Source organism: Agrobacterium vitis (assembly GCF_013426735.1).
Taxonomy (GTDB): domain Bacteria; phylum Pseudomonadota; class Alphaproteobacteria; order Rhizobiales; family Rhizobiaceae; genus Allorhizobium; species Allorhizobium vitis_D.
On sequence record NZ_AP023273.1, the window covers coordinates 413,829 to 432,088 of the forward strand.

16 protein-coding genes are annotated in these 18,260 nt (G+C 58.5%); 4 read left to right on the forward strand and 12 right to left on the reverse strand.

Going from position 1 to position 18,260, the window contains the following annotated elements:
• The first annotated feature begins 156 nt into the window (after window positions 1-156).
• Genes H1Y61_RS19190 through H1Y61_RS19205 form a run of 4 tightly spaced genes read left to right on the forward strand, consistent with a single transcriptional unit; the run spans window position 157 to window position 3,014 of the window.
• Entirely contained in the window at window positions 157-816 is a 660-nt protein-coding gene (locus tag H1Y61_RS19190; RefSeq protein WP_180575085.1) for a YjfK family protein, read from the forward strand.
• A 27-nt stretch (window positions 817-843) separates the two neighbouring features.
• Window positions 844-1,245 (forward strand): DUF350 domain-containing protein, encoded by a 402-nt coding sequence (locus H1Y61_RS19195; RefSeq protein ID WP_180575086.1) that lies wholly within the window; start codon window positions 844-846, stop codon window positions 1,243-1,245.
• Between the two features lie 10 nt (window positions 1,246-1,255).
• Complete coding sequence (locus H1Y61_RS19200; protein ID WP_180575087.1) at window positions 1,256-1,858, forward strand: DUF1190 domain-containing protein; 603 nt, start codon at window positions 1,256-1,258, stop codon at window positions 1,856-1,858.
• A 1-nt stretch (window position 1,859) separates the two neighbouring features.
• Window positions 1,860-3,014, forward strand: coding sequence for a glutathionylspermidine synthase family protein (locus tag H1Y61_RS19205; RefSeq protein ID WP_180575088.1), 1,155 nt, complete (start codon window positions 1,860-1,862; stop codon window positions 3,012-3,014).
• A gap of 29 nt (window positions 3,015-3,043) precedes the next feature.
• Here the strand turns inward: H1Y61_RS19205 and H1Y61_RS19210 are convergent, their stop codons facing one another.
• The 12 genes from H1Y61_RS19210 to H1Y61_RS19265 form a co-directional block, all read right to left on the reverse strand.
• Window positions 3,044-4,876: an ABC transporter ATP-binding protein gene (locus H1Y61_RS19210; RefSeq protein ID WP_180575089.1), complete on the reverse strand. Its 1,833-nt coding sequence runs from the start codon at window positions 4,874-4,876 to the stop codon at window positions 3,044-3,046.
• 44 nt (window positions 4,877-4,920) lie between these two features.
• Window positions 4,921-6,705 (reverse strand): gamma-glutamyltransferase family protein, encoded by a 1,785-nt coding sequence (locus tag H1Y61_RS19215; RefSeq protein WP_180575090.1) that lies wholly within the window; start codon window positions 6,703-6,705, stop codon window positions 4,921-4,923.
• A gap of 47 nt (window positions 6,706-6,752) precedes the next feature.
• Window positions 6,753-7,622: an ABC transporter permease gene (locus H1Y61_RS19220; protein WP_180575091.1), complete on the reverse strand. Its 870-nt coding sequence runs from the start codon at window positions 7,620-7,622 to the stop codon at window positions 6,753-6,755.
• Complete coding sequence (locus H1Y61_RS19225; RefSeq protein WP_180575092.1) at window positions 7,619-8,554, reverse strand: ABC transporter permease; 936 nt, start codon at window positions 8,552-8,554, stop codon at window positions 7,619-7,621. The genes H1Y61_RS19220 and H1Y61_RS19225 overlap by 4 nt, the downstream gene beginning before the upstream one ends.
• A gap of 100 nt (window positions 8,555-8,654) precedes the next feature.
• Window positions 8,655-10,163 (reverse strand): ABC transporter substrate-binding protein, encoded by a 1,509-nt coding sequence (locus tag H1Y61_RS19230; RefSeq protein ID WP_180575093.1) that lies wholly within the window; start codon window positions 10,161-10,163, stop codon window positions 8,655-8,657.
• 51 nt (window positions 10,164-10,214) lie between these two features.
• Window positions 10,215-10,931 (reverse strand): FadR/GntR family transcriptional regulator, encoded by a 717-nt coding sequence (locus H1Y61_RS19235; RefSeq protein WP_180575094.1) that lies wholly within the window; start codon window positions 10,929-10,931, stop codon window positions 10,215-10,217.
• 116 nt (window positions 10,932-11,047) lie between these two features.
• Window positions 11,048-12,193, reverse strand: a complete 1,146-nt coding sequence (locus tag H1Y61_RS19240) for a M24 family metallopeptidase (protein ID WP_180575095.1) — start codon at window positions 12,191-12,193, stop codon at window positions 11,048-11,050.
• A 21-nt stretch (window positions 12,194-12,214) separates the two neighbouring features.
• Window positions 12,215-13,189 carry an ABC transporter ATP-binding protein gene (locus tag H1Y61_RS19245; RefSeq protein ID WP_180575096.1) on the reverse strand — a complete coding sequence of 325 codons (975 nt, stop codon included), beginning with the start codon at window positions 13,187-13,189 and terminating at the stop codon, window positions 12,215-12,217.
• Entirely contained in the window at window positions 13,186-14,202 is a 1,017-nt protein-coding gene (locus tag H1Y61_RS19250; RefSeq protein ID WP_235680944.1) for an ABC transporter ATP-binding protein, read from the reverse strand. The genes H1Y61_RS19245 and H1Y61_RS19250 overlap by 4 nt, the downstream gene beginning before the upstream one ends.
• Before the next feature lie 7 nt (window positions 14,203-14,209).
• Entirely contained in the window at window positions 14,210-15,163 is a 954-nt protein-coding gene (locus tag H1Y61_RS19255; RefSeq protein ID WP_012653731.1) for an ABC transporter permease, read from the reverse strand.
• Window positions 15,164-15,171: 8 nt separating this feature from the next.
• Window positions 15,172-16,251 (reverse strand): ABC transporter permease, encoded by a 1,080-nt coding sequence (locus tag H1Y61_RS19260; RefSeq protein WP_180575098.1) that lies wholly within the window; start codon window positions 16,249-16,251, stop codon window positions 15,172-15,174.
• Window positions 16,252-16,469: 218 nt separating this feature from the next.
• Window positions 16,470-18,089, reverse strand: a complete 1,620-nt coding sequence (locus H1Y61_RS19265) for an ABC transporter substrate-binding protein (protein ID WP_180575099.1) — start codon at window positions 18,087-18,089, stop codon at window positions 16,470-16,472.
• Window positions 18,090-18,260 lie beyond the last annotated feature (171 nt).

Sequence of the window (18,260 nt, forward strand, 5' to 3'; positions counted from 1 at the left end):
GGTCTTTCCCTCTCCTTGTTTTCAAGGGCCGGTCTCCATCTTGCCGCTCAATCCTGCCGGTTTTCCACGACGATAGAATGATGGTCAAGGTTGCTCTTTTCAATCTTGATGCGATATTCACCGCAGCTATCGATTGTGCCTTATAGGAGATGCTTGATGTTGGGCTGGTTCAGCGGACGCAAGACGGAAAAGCCGATGCAAAAGGAACTCGGCCCGCTGGGTGCCGTGATCGGTGGTGCGCTCGATCTTGATTTCCTGTCACTGGAAGCCGACGCGCTGGGGGCTCAACCCGCGATGCCGCTACCTCAAAGCGGCGCTTTCATCATTGCCGCTTATGGCGAAGTCCGGCTCGATGCAGCATCGGTGCTGTCGCGCTATTACGATGAAAATCACCATATGATTCAGGTCATGTCCCCATCCGGCATGCCGGGCGATGGCATAGAAGATATCAGTTTCTACCGGCCCTGGGATAGCGTCGTGCCGGTCAGCCAGAGCGAATGGAACCGCTGGACAGGGCCATCAGGTATGATTGGCGCACCCTCTTACGATGCTGACGGTATCCTGTTTAACCGCTTCTGGGGCGAAGGTCCAGAGCGGGCCGAGACCGTTCAATTCGTCGAAGAGGTAGAGGATGGCGAGACCAGTCGCTCGATCCACCAATCCTGCATGCTGTATTACCGCCCCCTTGGGACCACACAGGAAATGCTGTTGATCAATGTGGAGCGGGATCTCGATCCCTCCCAGGCCCAGGCGGGCCGCTCTGTCGAATTTCTGATTGGCTATGGTATCGGTGCCGCCGATGTCCGTCGCGTCTGACCAAAATCTTTACCAAGGGGCATATGAATGCTGAATTACATGGCGGGACTTCCGGCTTTTCTGGGCTATTTCTTCATCGGCATTGCCGCCTATGGTGTTTTTGCCGCGATTTACACGCGCCTGACGCCTCATAAGGAAGTCGAATTGATCCGGGCAGGCAATCTGGCCGCCGTCACCGCATTTCTGGGCGCTCTCATGGGGTTCAGCCTGCCGCTTGCCTCGGCAGCCGCCAACTCCGTCAGCATCATCGACTATATTCTCTGGGCATTTATCGGCATTCTCGTGCAGATTTTCGCGTTTTTTATCGCCAATTTCACCATGAAGGATCTGCATGAGAAAATCACCGCCGGTGATATTGCCGCAGGCCTTTGGGGCGGTGGCATCGCGCTGATCATCGGCATTCTCAATGCTGCCTGCATGACCTATTGAGGAGGCCAGGATGCGCAGACGTTTAAGCGGGCGAACGCCCCCGATCCTCGCCCTTGGCACGATCGCCGCCTCCAGCCTGCTGCTCTCCGGCTGCGGCGAGGATGCGCCCACCGAGCGCACCTTCACCTCCGTCGATCAATGCATCTCTCAAGGGATGGACAGGCAAGTCTGCCAGACGGCTTATGACGACGCCGTCAAGGCCCATATGGCCAACGCACCGCGCTTTGATGGCATGGCCGCCTGCGAGGCCGAATTTGGCGCAAAACAATGCGTGCAGCAGACAGCGCCCAATACCGGTGGCACAGGTGGTGGGGGCAGCTTTTTCATGCCCTTCATGGCCGGATACCTGCTGTCTTCGACCATTAACAATATTGGCGACTATTATCGATACCAGCGGGAAGCGACGCAAGGCAGCAGCTATGGCGGAGGAGGCTATGGTGGAGGCAGCACGCCGATTTATCGCAACCGCAGCGGCCAGACCGTGACCATCAACAAAGGCCGCGACACGATCCTTGCTCCGTCAAGCCAAGGCTCCAAGCCCGCCAATGTTAATACCCGGACAGTAAGCCGCCAGGGCTTCGGGGGACGGTCCTCTTTCAGTTTCGGCGGCTGACATGAAGCGCATCACCATTGCGGAACGTTCCGATTGGCGCGATAAGGCGCGCGCCGTCGGTTTTGGTTTTCATGAAATGTATGGCGAGCCCTATTGGGTGGACGGTGCCGCCTATGTGTTTTCCCTGGAAGAGATTGAAACCCGCATAGAGACGCCAAGTCAGGAGCTGCACGATATGTGCATCGACCTGATCGGCGATATCGTCGGCAACGAGGAGGTCCTCGACCGGATGGCCATTCCAGACGATCTCCGCGACGTGGTCCGCAGATCTTGGCAACGCCAGGACCGACATCTCTATGGGCGTTTCGATCTTGCCTATGATGGCGAAGGCCCCGCCAAGCTGCTGGAATATAACGCCGATACGCCTACATCCGTCTTTGAGACCGCCTATTTCCAGTTCAATTGGCTCACCGATCAGCAGGCGCTTGGCGCGCTTCCAGCCGATGCCGACCAGTATAACCTGTTGCAGGAAAGCCTTGTGGAGGCATTCGAGCAGTTTCCGAAAAAGCCGATTTTCCATTTCGCGGCGATGACCGAGAATGAGGAAGATCGCGGCACCACGGTCTATCTGATGGATTGCGCCCTCCAGGCCGGGCACCGCGTCGAGCTTCTCGATATCGGCGATATCGGCATCGATGCAGAAGGGCGCTTTACGGATCTACAAGACCGGGTGATCGACCAGTGTTTCAAGCTCTACCCCTGGGAATTTATGCTGCGCGAGCCGTTTTCCCGGCAATTGGCACGGTCCGGCGATGTGTTTGTCGAACCCGCCTGGAAATCAATCTTGTCCAACAAGGGGCTGCTGCCGCTGCTGTGGCAGCGCCACCCCAACCACCCCAATCTATTGCCTAGCTTTTTTGCCGACGATCCCGCCGCCTCAAGTCTTGGCGACTACGTGCGAAAGCCGCTTCTGTCGCGCGAGGGCGAAAACGTCACGCTTTTCCAAGGTGGCACAGAATCTCTTGTCTCCCCAGGTGGTTACGGCGAGGAAGGATTTATCGTTCAAGCCTATGCGCCTCTGTTTAAGAGCGAGGCGGGCTTTGCCGTGCTCGGCAGCTGGATTGTCGGTGACAGAGCCTGCGCCCTTGGCATCCGCGAGGACAGATCCCGCATCACCGCCAATCTCTCGCGCTTTGTGCCGCATGTGATTGTCTGACATTTTCAGCGGATTTGTCCGAAATCCTATCATACCCTCGCTTCATCCCGCATAACCATGTGCCCAGGAGACACCAATTCATAGCGTCTTTTGGGCGGTTGATAGCCGAGCGGGCGCACCGGGCTTTTCAGCTCTTCGCTGTCCAGATCGCGCCGGATATTTCGGCGGGAAGGATCGGGCACCGGCACGGCTTTCATCAGCTTTCGGGTATAGGGATGTTGCGGATTGGAGAAGACAGCAGCTCTCGGGCCGATCTCGACGATTTCGCCGAGATACATCACAGCGACCCTATGGCTGACCCGCTCCACCACTGCCATGTCGTGGGAAATGAACAGAAAGGCGATTTTCAGGCTGGCTTGCAGATCCATTAGTAGATTGCAGACCTGCGCCTTGATGGACACGTCAAGCGCCGACACACTTTCATCGGCGACGATGACTTTCGGGTTCAGCGCCAGCGCCCTGGCAATGGCAATGCGCTGGCGCTGCCCGCCGGAAAATTCATGCGGATAGCGGTTGGCCATATCGGCGCTGAGGCCCACCCGCTCCATCAGGTCGGCAGCTTTGTCGCGCGCCTGCCGGTGCGTGGCAAGCCGGTGAGTGGTGATCGGCTCGGCCACCGAAGCACCCACCGTCATGCGTGGATTGAGGCTGGCGAAAGGGTCTTGAAAAATCATCTGAATGGAGCGGCGCATCCGGTTGATATCGGGGCCTCGCAGCGACAGAACATCGTAACCATCCAGTTGGACCGAGCCGCTGAGTGGATCGATCAACCGCATGACGGAACGTCCGGTGGTCGATTTTCCGCAGCCCGACTCTCCTACAAGCGATAGTGTTTCGCCCTGGAAAAGATCGAAGGAGACATTCTCCACGGCATGGATCACGCCGGTTTTTCTGCCGAACAACCCACCCTTGATGTCGAACCGCGTCACCAGATCCCGCACCTGGAGAACCGGCGTCAAGCCCCGCTCGACAGTATCGGCGACGACTGTGGGCTCCACCCGTTCGCCGGTCGCCATATCGACGACCGGAAAGCGCCGTGGCCAGGCGGCATCGCCCATTTCCCCCAGGCGTGGAACAGCAGAGAGCAGGGCGCGGGTATAGGGATGCCGGCCCTTGTGAAAAACATCGCTCGTCGTGCCGGTTTCCACCACATCACCGCGAAACATCACCATGGTGCGGTCAGCAATTTCGGCCACCACGCCCATGTCATGGGTGATGAACAGCACCGACATGCCCTCTTCCGCCTGCAATTGCTTGATGAGATCAAGGATCTGGCCCTGGATCGTCACGTCAAGGGCCGTGGTCGGCTCGTCGGCGATCAGGATTTTCGGTTTCAGCGCCAGCGCCATGGCGATCATCACCCGCTGGCGCATTCCGCCCGAAAATTGATGCGGATAATCATCAAACCGCGCCTTGGCATTGGGAATGCGAACCTTGTCCAGCAGGTGGATGGTCTGCGCCCGCGCCTCGCCTTTGGACAGACCTCCATGGGCAATCAAGGCCTCGGAAATCTGCCGGCCGATGGTGAAAATCGGATTGAGGCTGGTCATCGGCTCCTGAAAGATCATCGCCATGTCCCTGCCCCTCACAGCCTGCATGGCCTTGCGCGACACGGTCAGAAGATCGCGGCCCTCAAGAAGAACCTTGCCCGTCATCCGGCTGCTCTGTTCAGCCAGCAGCCGCATGATCGATAGCGATGTCACGCTTTTGCCCGAACCGCTCTCGCCGACAATGGCGAGCGTCTCGCCCGCCATCACATCGAAGGACACATCGCGGACCACGGTTTTCCAGCGTCCATCCACCAGAAACGCGGTATTCAGCCCCTGTACGGACAAGATCGGTGCAGGTGTTTGCGTTTTCATGACAGGTCCTCATTGGTGATCGGGTCTACAGCCCCAGGCGTGACTTATCGTCCAACCGCATAGGCCTGCATCAATCTGGGCGTGGCCGCTGCCCGCAACAGTCCATCGGCATCGCGCCGCGCAGCCGTCAACCGGCCAATAGACCATGGTTCGGCAACGGTCAGGGCATGGCCTCGTCTGGCCAGTTCGGCAATCGTCGCGTCCGGAAAATTCTTCTCCACCATCAGGCTGCCCGGCTCACGGGTGCGCGGATAAAACGATCCGGGGAAATGCGAAGTATGGAACAGCGGCTGATCGATGGCAGCCTGGAGATTGAAGCCATGATGAACATAGCGCAGGAAGAACGACAGCTGCCATTGGTCCTGCTGGTCGCCGCCCGGCGTGCCAAACGACAGGGTGGGACGGCCCTCATGCAACGCGATCGATGGCGTCAGTGTCGTGCGCGGGCGCTTGCCAGGTTGCAGTGAGGTGGGCAGTCCGGGTTTGAGCCAGAACATCTGCGCCCGTGAATTGAGACAGAAGCCCAGCCCCGGCACGATGGGCGAGGATTGCAGCCAGCCGCCGGATGGCGTGACGGAAACCATATTGCCGTCGCGGTCGATCACATCGATATGCACGGTGTCGCCGCGCTTTTCGCTCAAATGCGCCATGGTCGGTTCGAACACCGCCCCGGTTTTCGACGTGGCACCCAACATCTCCATGGTGCGGGTATATTGATCTTCAAAGCCCGCAACCCGGCCCGGCACCAGATCGAAAGACGCCGTCTCACCGATCAATGCGCGACGCTCAGCGGCATAGGCCTCGCTCAGCAAATGCTGCATCGGCACCGTGGCGAAGGCCGGATCGCCATAATAAATCTCCCGGTCGGCATAGGCCAGCTTCATGGCCTCGGTGACGGTGTGAACAAAATCCGGGCCATCGGAGGCCATGGCCGCAATATCGAAGCCTTTCAGGAGAGAAAGAGCCTGCAACAGCACCGGCCCCTGCCCCCATGGTCCGGTCTTGGCCACGGTCCAGCCATGATAGTCAAAGGTTTGCGGCTCCTCTATGGTCGCAGACCACTGCGCCATATCGTCAGCCGTCAGCACGCCTTTGTGGCACGCGCCACTCGCATCCATCACCGCCGTGGATTGGACATAGGCATCAATGCGTTCGGCGACGAAACCACGGTAGAAGGCGTCGCGCGCTGCTTCAATCTGCGCCTCGCGACCGGATTTGGCCTCAGCTTCCGCAATGATCCGCTTCCAGGTCTCGGCCAGAACCGGATTGGTAAACAGGCTATTCGGCTCCGGGGCGAAGCCGCCCGGCAACCAGGTCTGGTGCGAGGTTGGCCAATGCTGTTCGAAGAAGCTGCCAAGTCCCTTGATGGTGGCCGAAACTCTGGCCAGAACCGGATGGCCCTTTTCGGCATAATAAATGGCTGGTTCCAGCACGTCGCGCACGCTCATCGTGCCATAATCGCGCAGCATCAGCATCCAGCCGTCGAAGGCGCCGGGGATAACGGTTGCCAGCAGGCCATCGCCGGGAATGAGATCCAGCCCTTCCACCGTGTAATGCTGGATGGTGGCGCCCGCCGGTGCTGTCCCCTGGGCGCAAATGACCTCCACCTTGTCCTTGTTTTTCGAATAAATCACGGCTGGCATATCGCCGCCCGGACCGCACAGATGCGGCTCGACAACTTGCAGCACGAAACCGGTGGCGACGGCAGCATCGAAGGCGTTGCCGCCCTTTTCAAGTACGGCCATGCCGACGGCAGAGGCAATCCAGTGGGTGGAGGTAACAACGCCAAAGGTGCCGAGAATTTCAGGCCGGGTGGTAAAGTCAGTCATAGCATATATCCCAGAATTGAAATGATGATGTATCTTAGCTGTTTGCGTCAGGACGAGCGCGGATCGAGAACGTCACGCAGCCCGTCCCCCAGGAGATTGAACCCAATGACGACGAGAAAAATCGCACCGCCCGGCCAAATGGCCATCCACGGCGCCTGACTGAGAAAATTCTTGGCGACATTCAGCATCGAGCCCCAGCTGGGCGCTGGCGGCTGCTGTCCAAGCCCCAGAAAAGACAGGCTGGCTTCAGCGATGATCGCAGTGGCGACCGTCAGCGTTGCCTGCACCAGAACCGGCGCCAGGATATTGGGAAAGATGTAACGGCTCATGATCGCAACATGCCCAAGGCCAATGGAGCGGGCGCCCTCCACGTAATCTTCCGTCTTGACGGCCAAAACCTGACCTCGGCTCAACCGGATGAAAGTTGGCAGTGCCGAAAGCCCGATGGCGATCATCGCATTGGTCAGGCTTGGCCCAAGAAAGGCGGCAAGAGCGATGGCCATGATCAGAAAAGGCATTGCCAGGAAGGCCTCGGTGACGCGGGAAATCACCATATCGATCCAGCCGCCGAAATAACCGGAGAGGATGCCAAGCGGAACACCGAGGATGGTGGCAATCGCCACGGAGAAAATTCCTGCGGCCAGCGAAGCACGCGCCCCCCAGATCATCCTGGACATGATATCGCGGCCAAGGTCATCCGTGCCGAACGGGTGGGCCAGCGACGGTGCCTTGCGAATGGCTGACCAGCTCGACGCCAAGGGATCGGCAATGGGCAGCAACGGCGCCAGCAGCGCCACCGTAAGAAAGAACAGGATGATGCCAAGGCCAACCAATGCCGCCTTATTGGCTTTCAGTTTTCGCCAGCCTCTTCCGGATTGGTAGGACGGGGCGGTTGCGGCCTCACTCATGGCTGTCATAGGCTGGCCCTCATGCGAGGATTGAGAAGAAGATAGAGACAATCGGCCATCAGGTTCATGAGGATAAAGCCGATGGCAGTGCAGAGCACGACGCCCTGCACGACGGCATAGTCGCGATTGAACACCGCATCGACGATCAGCTTGCCAAAGCCGGGAATGGTGAAAATCTGCTCCGTCAACACCGCACCGGCCAGCAATTCGCCAAACAACAAGGCCGTCAGCGTGACAATGGGCAAAACGGCATTGCGAAAACTGTGCGACAGGATGACCGAACGTTCGGCCATGCCCTTGGCGCGGGCGGTGCGCACATAATCCGAACTGAGAACCCCCAGCATGGCGGATCGCGTGTGACGCATGATCGATGCCGCCAAGGCATTGCCCAGCACGAAAGACGGCATCAGCATGGTTTTCATCGACATCCATGGGTCGGAGAAGAACGGTTGATAGCCGGAGGCCGGCAGCCAACCAAGCCGGACCGAAACCAGAAGAATGAGCATGATGCCAAGCCAGAAATTCGGGATCGACAGACCAGACAGCGCCACCACGCTTGCCAGGTAATCGATCAGCGTATTCTTCTTGACCGCCGCCAGAATGCCGAGGGCGAGAGCAAAGATCATCGACATGATGGCCAGCTGGCAGGTGACGGGCAATTTCTCGCCGATCAATTCCAGCACGGGCTGGTTGGTTCGCAACGACATGCCGAGATCACCCTTCAGCGCGGCGCCAAGCCACATTACATATTGAACGGGCATCGCATCATTCAGGTGGTATTTCTCGCGCAGGCTTTCCATCACAGCGGGATCGCGGTCTTCTCCCGCCATGATCAGCACCGGATCTCCCGGCAGAAGCTTTTGCAGCGAAAAAACGAAGACAGAAATGATCAGCAGCGTCGGTATGGCCAGCAACAGACGCCGGGCAAGGAAAGTGGGCATGACGGTCTCCGCATGAATGAGGCGTTTGTGTCAGGCGGCGCAGCTGCCGCCTGACAAACATCGCTTCCGGGACAGGATCATCAGAGCGACAAGAAAGACTTCAATTGGCCTTATGCAGGTCCGTCAGGCGGATCATTCCATCCGGTGAAGGCACAAAGCCGGTGATCTTCTTGCTGGACGCCCAGAGCCAGGATTGATGACCGAGATAGATGATCGGCAGATCGTCGTTCAGGATTTCATCGGCCGCATCGTATTTCTGCTTGCGCACGGCTTCATCGGTGGACTGACGTGCTTCGTTCAACAGCGTATCGACGGCGGGATTGCAATATTTGGTATCGTTGATGCCACCCTTGCAGGTGACGAACTGATACAGATTGCCATCCGGGTCCACGCGCCCGGACCAATCCGAACGGCTGATCTGGTAATTTCCAGCCGTCTGCTCGTTAAGCATGGTGGCAAATTCCATCGTCTTCAGTGTCACGTCAAAACCTGCCTCAGCGACCATCGATTGCACGACCTGCATCATCTGTAACACCGTCGCGCTGTTGGAAACCTGCAACTCAATCGGCACCCGGTCAAATCCAGCGGCTTTGACCAGGGCTTTCGCCTTTTCGACATCGCGGGCAGGCACGGGAATCCGCTTATCATACCAAGGGCTAACCGGTGGAAAGGGCTGATTGCCCGCCAGAGCCGTCCCCTCAAAGACGATCTGGTTCAATGCTTCGCGATCAATGGCCAGCGAAAAGGCCTGCCGCAGGCGCTTGTCCTTGCCAAGCGGGTTATTGGCGCGAGGACCATTGCCGATATTAACATACATCGCCATGTAACCGACGCCGACCGCCTGTTCAAAGTCCAGCTTCCCATCGGACTTGATGGAGGCGGCATCGGTCGGCGCCACCCGCTCGATCATGTCGAGATCGCCGGAGCGCAGATTGGCGAGACGCACCGTGCTATCGACAATCGGCAGATAGGTGAGCTTGTTGATGAAGATCTGATCCTTGTTCCAGTAATCGGCAAATTTCTCCAGCACGATCCGGTCCTGCTGCACCCGCTCGACGAATTTGAACGGCCCGGCGCAGACCGGATGGCTTCCGAAATTAGCGCCCAGTTCCTTGGCGGCCTTGGGCGAGACGATCATCCCGGCCCGGTCGGACAATTGTGCCAGCAGGGTCGAATCGGGGGCCTTGAGGGTGAATTTCACCGTATCGCTGCCGATAGCCTCGACCTTTTCAACCGAGGCAAGCTCGCTCTTGCGGCGCGATTCCGGCATGGTCATGTTGCGCTGGATGGTGGCGACAACCGCTTCGGCATTGAAGGGTGTTTCGTCGTGAAATTTCACGCCCTGGCGCAGCGTCATGGTCAAAACCTTGCCGCCTTCGCTCCAGGCCCAGCCGGTGGCAAGCTGCGGGATGATTTTCAAGTCGGGCGAGACATCGACCAGTTTATCGCACATCGCCGTGTAGACAATACGCCCCACGAACGTGCGCGACTGCGCCGGATCGAGCACGTCAGGGTCTTCCGACAAGCCGATCTTCAGGTCAGCGGCCATCACAGGTGCGGCAAAAGCGGCGGTGACTAGCAGCGCGGTCAAAACTCTGTTCAGTTTCATGCCATTCCCCTCATTGTTGTTTTTATGCTGATGATAGGCAGTTCTTGGCCGTCATGCCTCTGCGACGTGGACGGCGGTATCGATCGAGGTAATGCGGATCAGGCTCTCTTGCAGGGTGAGAAGGTGGGTCCGCATGGCTTCGCCCGCTCCGATCGGGTCGCGCGATGCAATCCGGTCGATAATGGCGAGATGCTGGCCATGGGTGACTGGGCGGGTTTGGGCAAAAGCCCGCGCCTGTTCACGAATATTCTGCCAGGCCGGGTCCTGCCGCGTCCGGTTCATCACATCGAACAGCGCCAGGAAAAGGCTGTTGCCAGCGCATTGGGCAATCTTTCGATGCAGCGCCCCATCCCAAAGCTCCCGCCCATCGGCATCCTTGCTGGCGCCGATCTTTGCCACCAGATCATACATGGCCTGCACATCCACGGCATTGGCCCGCATAGCCGCCAACTGCGCCAGTTGCGGCTCAAGCCGGAGACGCACTTCCATGACTTCCAACGGATCGGTTCCAGCAACCAGGGCACCGACATAGTCATCAAATGCGTCAGGGCGCGCACCGGCAAACGTACCAGACCCCTGCCGCCGCCAGATAAGCCCTTCTGCTTCCAGAACCTCCAGGGCCCCGCGAACGGAACGGCGGCCCAGGCAAAGTTCCTCGCACAATGACCGCTCCGTCGGCAGTTTTTCCCCTGCACTGAACCGGCCGGAGCTCAGCAGTTCACGCAATTTGTTCAGCGCGAGATTGGAATTGTCGTGATCGTCAATCATGCATTGGTTCGAACCAATTGATAATTGGTTCATACTCAGACGAACAAAGAGATGAGTCAATCCGACTCTGCATATTTTTTCATGCTGCTTTTATTTTAGGCAGACAGATACTGTCCTTATCCCGGGCAAGGCTCCGTCGGCCCCTTGGCGGGTTGGGTAAACCATTTCGGCCCATCCGAGGTCATGTAAACGATGTCTTCCAGACGCAGGCCGAATTGTCCGGGCAGGACAATCATCGGCTCGCAGGAAAAGCACATTCCCGCTTCAAGACGAACAGTGTTGCCGCGCACGATATAGGGCTCCTCATGTCCCTCAAGGCCAAGACCATGGCCAGCGCGGTGGGGCAGTCCGGGAAGCTGGTAATCCGGGCCGAGGCCATAGCGGGTCAGCACCTCGCGGGCAGCATCATCCAGGCTACCACAGGTCACGCCAATCCGGGCCGCATCGAAAACAGCCTGCTGCGCTGCCCGCTCGATCTCCCAGATGCGAACAAACTCGGCAGTTGGCTCCTCCAGCATATAGGTGCGGGTGATGTCGGAGTTATAGCCATCAATGCGGCAGCCGGTATCCACCAGCACCACATCGCCCGGCTGGTAATATTGCTCACCATCCGCCCCATGCGGCAGGGACGTGGTCTCGCCAAAGGAGACGATGCAGAAGGTGGAGCCGTTGCTGGCGCCCAGCCGCCTGTGTTCGTCATCAATAAAGCGCACGACCTCCGAGGCGGCAATGCCGGGGCGGATCATGGCATGGGCTTTGCGCTGAACATCCAGCGTCAGGTTCATCGCATATTGGATGATGGCGATCTCGGTTGCGGACTTTCGAAGCCGCTGACCGCGCAGCAACGGCCCGCCATCGGTCAGCCGGTCTGCCGCGATTTCGCGCTTGAGCGCATTGTAGACGAAAAGCGGCACGGAATCGTCCACGGCAAGCGTGCTGCCGTGTGGCAGGAAAGACGCCACCAGCGCCGCACTGCTCTCGTCCTCTTCCCAGACCCTGATCTCGCCGGGAAGATGCGGCAATGTCTCCACCCGGCTGCGCTCAAAGCCCGGCACCACATAAACGAGATCGGATGCTGTAATCACCGCACCCACAAGCCGTTCGCTGCCATGCCAGACCAGCCCGGTGAAATAGCGCAGGCTCTCGGTGGAGCCGATCAGCACCGCGCCGATATCCTTTTCCGCCATGGTTTTCCGAAGGGTCTCCAGCCGGAGAACCCGCTCCTCCATGGATATTTTCGGGGCTGACAGGGGTGAGGACATGGTCTGTTTCCTTGGTATAATTTAAGCCCGGCCTTCTTCAACCGCATGACAGGCCACCTGGACGGTATCCGTCATGGTCATCAGTGGCATTTCCGCCTTGCAGCGATCATTGGCCAAGGCGCAGCGGGGATGAAAGGGACAGCCGGTTGGCGGATTGAGCGGGGACGGCATTTCACCAACCAGCTTGATCCGCTCGCCGCGTCGGTCAGGATCGGCAATCAGCGTCGCTGAGAGAAGGGCCTTGGTATAGGGATGGCGCGGATTGGTAAACAGCGCTTCCACCGGACCAAGTTCCACCGCATGGCCAAGATACATCACCACCACATCATCGGCAATGTGGCGCACCACGGCCAGATTGTGGGAAATGAACATCATGGTCAGGTTGAGCTGAGTTTTCAACCGCTTCAAAAGATTGAGGATTTGCGCCTGCACCGACACGTCGAGCGCCGAGGTTGGCTCATCACAGACCAGAAATTCCGGCTGGAGAATGAGGGCGCGGGCGATGCCAATGCGCTGGCGCTGGCCTCCGGAAAACTCATGCGGATAGCGGTCAGCGGCCTGCGGTGGAAGGCCTACCAGTTCCAGCATGTCGGCAACGGCCTTGCGGCGGCTGGCCTTGTCACCAATGCCATGGATGACAAGGCCTTCGGCAATGGAATCGCCAATCGGCAGCCGTGGATCAAGTGAGGAATAGGGGTCTTGAAAGACAATCTGGATGCGGCGGGAAGAAGCGAAGTCAACGCCCATGCCGGGTCCGGCAATCTGCTTGCCATCAAAGATGATTTCGCCTGCGGTCGGGGCAAACAGGCCCACCACGATACGGGCCAGCGTGGATTTTCCGCAGCCGCTTTCACCGACCACACCCAGCGTGCGCCCGCGCTCAATGGTCAGGCTCACATCGTTGACGGCGTTGACATAGCCTTTCACCCGCTGGAACGCCCCGCCAGTCACGGCGAAAGCCATTTTGATGCCGTTCATTTCGATCAGGGCGCTCATGCGGGCTGAACCTCTTGTTCGCCGGCAAGCGTGGCCGGTTCGGTCAGCCAGCATCGACAGTGATGGGCCTGGTTGATTTCAGTCAGTGCTGGAACATCGGTCAGACAGCGCGGCTCGTTGGCCTCGCGCCGTGCTGTGCAGCGCGGCGCGAACAGACAGCCCTGCGGCAGATGGGTCAATTGCGGCACGCGGCCCTCAATGACTTCCAGCATCTCAGGAGATTCGCCCAGCACTGGCACCGAGCGCAGCAAGGCTTGCGTATAGGGATGCTTTGGCGATTTGAACAGAGTTCTGACATCGGCAAGCTCCACCACCTGCCCTGCATACATCACGGCGACATGATCGGCCATTTCGGCGACAACGCCAAGATCATGGGTGATCAGAATGATGGCGGTGCCGAAATCACGCTGCAAATCCCGCATCAAATCCAATATTTGCGCCTGAATGGTCACATCCAGCGCGGTGGTCGGCTCATCGGCGATCAGCACTTCCGGCTGGCAGGCCAGCGCCATGGCAATCATCACCCGCTGCGCCATGCCACCAGACATTTCATGCGGATAGGCCTTCATGCGTCGCTGGGGATCGGGAATGCCAACGGCTTTCAGCATGGCGATTGCCGCCGCTTCGGCCTCCTGCTTGCCCATGTTTTTATGCAGGCGGTAGGCCTCGGCAATCTGCCGCCCCACGGTGTGGACCGGATTGAGCGAGGAGGACGGATCCTGAAAAATCATCGAAATCCGGTTGCCGCGCACCTTGCTGAGGTCCATCGGTGACATGCTGCGCAGATCAGTTCCATCCAGCAGCACTTCACCGCCGATGATCGTACCGGGATAAGGTACCAATCCCATGATGCTAAGGGACGTGATGGATTTGCCGCAGCCGCTTTCGCCAACAATACAAAGCGTTTGTCCGGCTTCCAGCTTGAGAGAAACCTTGTCCACCGCACGCGCAGTGCCGGATCGGGTTTGGAAATGGGTGGTGAGATCGCGGATCTCCAGAATAGGCCGGGTCATGCTGTCCTCACGTATGGAGCCGCGGATCGAGGGCATCGCGCAGCCCGTCTCCGAGAAGGTTGAAGCCAAGCACGGTCAGCATGATGGCAAGGCCGGGAAAGAACACCAGATGCGGCGCGGAGAAGATCTCGTTGCGGGCAGCCCCCAGCATCGTCCCCCATTCCGGCGTTGGCGGCTGTGCGCCAAGGCCAAGGAAGCTGAGACCGGCGGCATCGAGAATGGCGGTGGCGACCCCAAGCGTTGCCAGCACGACAATTGGCGTAATGGCATTGGGCAGCACTCTTTGAAACAGGATGCGCCATTTGCTGCCGCCCAGCACCCGTGTGGCGGCTACGAAATCAAAGGTTTTCACCGACAGCACACTGGCGCGGGTGACGCGGGCATAGGCAGGAACCGAGACGATGGAAATGGCCAGCAATGCATTACGAATGCCCGGCCCCAGAACCGCAACAATGGCAATGGCCAGCAGCAAAGACGGAAAACCGAGGATCACATCCATGATCCGCATGATGATATTGTCCACCCAGCCCCGGAAATACCCGGCAATCGCCCCCAGCAGCACGCCAAAGAACAGCGCGCAGGTAACGGTGGTGAGGCCAATAACCAGACTGACGCGCGTGCCATAGAGAATACGCGAGAAGGAATCGCGGGCATTGCCATCGATACCCATGATGTGCTGCGGACGGCTGGCGTCACATCCAAGCAGATGCACACAGGGCGGCTCGCGGCGCTTGACCTGCTCGACACCGATCAACACCTGATCGGGATCATAAGGAGCAAGCACTGGTGCGAAAATGGCAATCAGGATCAGCATGCCAATGATGAACAACCCGACCTGCCCGGAGCGCAGTCTGAGCAGCCGTCCCCAGGTTCGCCGCCATTGGGCGACCGGTTCACCAATCAGGCCATCTTCGAGAATGGCCTCTGCTGCACTGGCCGATACACTATTCAAGCGCGTCATGAACTGTCCTATTGTGGGCGAATGCGGGGATCGAGATAGGTGTAGGAAAGGTCCACCAGCAGGTTGATGGCCACGTAAGACACGGCAATCATCACCGTGAAGGCCTGCACGACAGGATAGTCCCGCGCAAAAATCGCCTCAACCAGCATACGCCCCACGCCGGACAGGCCAAAAACTGTTTCGGTCAACACGGCGCCACTGAGCAGGGCGCCCATTTGCAAGCCCAGAATGGTGACCACAGGCAACAACGCATTGCCCAGCGCATGTTCGCTGACCACACGTTTTTCCGGCACGCCCTTGGCGCGGGCGGTGCGGACATAATCACGCCCCAGCACATCCAGCAGCGAGGAGCGGGTCATGCGGGCAATCACCGCCATCGGAATGGTAGACAGCGCCATGACCGGCAAGATCATATGGCGTATGGCATCCCAGAACACCGTCCAATTGCCGGTGATCAAGGCGTTCAGAATATAAAAGTTGGAGAAGAATTCGAGCACCTTGCTCCAGCCGCTATCGGCCGCCAATTGCCAGTGCCAGACCTCGTAAAAGGGAATGGAATTGACCCCGGCGGAAAGCCGCCCGGATGGCGGCAGCCAGAAGGGCGTGCCGCGCAGCATCACCCCGAACAGATAGGCCAGCATCAGCCCCAGCCAGAACACCGGCATGGAAATACCGGCATTGGCAACGATCATCGTGCCGACATCGGCTGCTGAATTATGACGACGGGCAGCAATAACGCCAAGCCCGACACCGAGAATGGTCGCGGTGATCAGCGCCAGCATGGCAAGCTCGGCGGTCATCGGCAGGCGCTCGATAATGATCTGCGTCACAGGCCGCGAGAAGCGCACCGATGTGCCGAAATCACCCCGCAGCATATCGCCCATATAAATGAAAAACTGCGTTGGCAGCGGCTTATCGAAGCCATAGCGCGTGATGAAGGCGGCGCAGGTCTCGGCGGTGGCTTTTTCTCCCAGCATAGCCTTGCAGGGATCGCCAGGGATTAACCGGGCAAGCGCGAAGGTCACGATCAGAATGCCGAAAATCACCGGGATGGAAATCAGCAGGCGTTTGGCTGCATATCCAAGCATCGCAGGTCCTTATTACCAGATTTTACAGCGCCGTTTGGCTTGGTCAGGTGTCATCAACAGGCGGCTGCGCCAGGATACCCCCTCTGGCTTGCCGGGCATCTCCCCCTCAAGGGGGGATGCCCGGCAAGCCAGAGGGGGTAAGCGGCATATAAAAACGATCAAGCAAGGCGCCACAGGCCAGACATTTACGCCTAGCCCGAAGCGTCGAAATCCTCAGATTACTTCTTGGCGTTCATCAACCCGCCCCAGAGGGAGGAGAAATAGTCGAAGGAGCCGGTATTGCCGACATGGGCCGGATTGGATGCATCAATGCCCGCCGCCCAGGATACCACCACATCATTGGCGGTAAAATCAGAGCCGTCGGTGAATTTCACGCCGGTCCGCAGCTTGCAGGTCCAAACGGTCGAATCCCCATTGGCATCACAGCTGGTGGCCAGAGCGGGAACAATATCGCCGCTGTCTTTCGCGTAATCCAGCAGAGTTTCGGTGATTGGCGTGCAGGCGTTCAACGTTTCGCCATCCGTTTCATCGCCGCAATAGAGGCTGATCGGTTCGGCATTCTGCATGAAGACCAGCGTATCCTTGCCCGGATCAGAATCTTGCAGCCGTGGCGAGCCGAAGGGACGGACGATGGCATTCTTCAAGGTCGCACGCGCGGCATAGGCGGCAGCGCCATGGACAATCGGCACCATCGGCACATGCTGGCGAATTGCATCGTTGACAGCCGCATAGATTGGTTCCGCGGTCTTTGTCTCAGCAATCGTTCCGCCCTTGGTCAGCCCCTCGGTAATTTCCGGGAAGGTGGTGCCGAACATTTTCGATGTCTTGCCGAAGTGATAATCGAGGAAGTTGGTGACATGCGGATAGTCAGCCCCCCAACCCAGCAGATAGAGCCCATCGATCCGGCCAGCGGAGGTATCATCAATGAATTTACCCGATTCAATCGGAACCACTTCCGCGTCGATGCCGAGATTTTTCTTCAGCTGCGTCTGGAACTCGACGGCCACAACGCTTGGTTCCGGCAGATAAGCGCGGAACACATCTCGGTAGTAGATCTTGGTCTTGAACCCATTCGGGAATCCGGCATCGGCCAGCAGTTTTTTGGCCGCACTGGCATCAAACCCATACCAATCCTTGCCAGCGCAACCATTGGGCAGCGAACAGGGGGTGAAATGCGTGGCGACGACCGAACCCTTTGGATAGAAATTATCGACGATGCGCTGGCGATCGATGCCCATGGCAATCGCCTGACGCACCTTCTCATTCTCGAAGGGCTTGGCGGTGTTGACCATGCCGAGATAGAGAATGTTCGGGCTTTCCTGCGGCAGGAATTGCAGGTCCGCGTCGTTCTTGACGCTGTCGAAATCATCAGGGCTGATATTGGTGATTTCATCGACGGTGCCGGAGCGCAATTCGTTCAGGCGGCCCGCGCCGGACTGGTTCCAGCGAAACACCAGCTTGTCATAGGCTGGCTTGGCGCCCCAGTAGTTCTCGTTGCGGGTCATGGTGATGGAATCGCCGCGATTCCAACTTTCCAGCTTGAACGGCCCGGTGCCGATCGGATTTTCGAGCAGCTTTTTCTTCGGACCAGCCTCTTCGATATGCTTGGCGGGCTGGATGCCGAAGGGCACGAAGGCTGCCTTGGCTTTGAAGGCCGGATCAGGCGAGCACATGGAGAAGGTCACCGTGTGCTCGTCGGTCGCAATGATGGACTTGATCTTGCCACCATAGTTGCAATCAGGCGCCACAACGCTTCTGCCTTCAAAAGCAACAGCCGGGCTGGTGAGCAAAGCGGCAACCGACACGGCCACAGCTCCGCCGAATAGACGAAATTTCATGCCTTTAATCCCCAGTTTGTTTGTTCGCGCCTTTGCGGCACCCTCATTTTTTATGTGTGCGGATAAATTATTGTTTTCATTTCTTCCGCCGTATCCGCGACGATGAAATTCAGTTTTTGGAGTAGACCAAATGCCCCTTCGGTCGCCTTGACATTGTTCGTGGGCGGCATA

Coding starts and splice junctions, on each gene's coding strand:
- H1Y61_RS19225 (WP_180575092.1), bottom strand. CDS start 8,554: ATGCCCACTTTCCTTGCCCGGCGTCTGTTGCTGGCCATACCGACGCTG.
- H1Y61_RS19255 (WP_012653731.1), bottom strand. CDS start 15,163: ATGACGCGCTTGAATAGTGTATCGGCCAGTGCAGCAGAGGCCATTCTC.
- H1Y61_RS19240 (WP_180575095.1), bottom strand. CDS start 12,193: ATGTCCTCACCCCTGTCAGCCCCGAAAATATCCATGGAGGAGCGGGTT.
- H1Y61_RS19235 (WP_180575094.1), bottom strand. CDS start 10,931: ATGATTGACGATCACGACAATTCCAATCTCGCGCTGAACAAATTGCGT.
- H1Y61_RS19220 (WP_180575091.1), bottom strand. CDS start 7,622: ATGACAGCCATGAGTGAGGCCGCAACCGCCCCGTCCTACCAATCCGGA.
- H1Y61_RS19245 (WP_180575096.1), bottom strand. CDS start 13,189: ATGAGCGCCCTGATCGAAATGAACGGCATCAAAATGGCTTTCGCCGTG.
- H1Y61_RS19205 (WP_180575088.1), top strand. CDS start 1,860: ATGAAGCGCATCACCATTGCGGAACGTTCCGATTGGCGCGATAAGGCG.
- H1Y61_RS19200 (WP_180575087.1), top strand. CDS start 1,256: ATGCGCAGACGTTTAAGCGGGCGAACGCCCCCGATCCTCGCCCTTGGC.
- H1Y61_RS19260 (WP_180575098.1), bottom strand. CDS start 16,251: ATGCTTGGATATGCAGCCAAACGCCTGCTGATTTCCATCCCGGTGATT.
- H1Y61_RS19210 (WP_180575089.1), bottom strand. CDS start 4,876: ATGAAAACGCAAACACCTGCACCGATCTTGTCCGTACAGGGGCTGAAT.
- H1Y61_RS19250 (WP_235680944.1), bottom strand. CDS start 14,202: ATGACCCGGCCTATTCTGGAGATCCGCGATCTCACCACCCATTTCCAA.
- H1Y61_RS19215 (WP_180575090.1), bottom strand. CDS start 6,705: ATGACTGACTTTACCACCCGGCCTGAAATTCTCGGCACCTTTGGCGTT.
- H1Y61_RS19195 (WP_180575086.1), top strand. CDS start 844: ATGCTGAATTACATGGCGGGACTTCCGGCTTTTCTGGGCTATTTCTTC.
- H1Y61_RS19265 (WP_180575099.1), bottom strand. CDS start 18,089: ATGAAATTTCGTCTATTCGGCGGAGCTGTGGCCGTGTCGGTTGCCGCT.
- H1Y61_RS19190 (WP_180575085.1), top strand. CDS start 157: ATGTTGGGCTGGTTCAGCGGACGCAAGACGGAAAAGCCGATGCAAAAG.
- H1Y61_RS19230 (WP_180575093.1), bottom strand. CDS start 10,163: ATGAAACTGAACAGAGTTTTGACCGCGCTGCTAGTCACCGCCGCTTTT.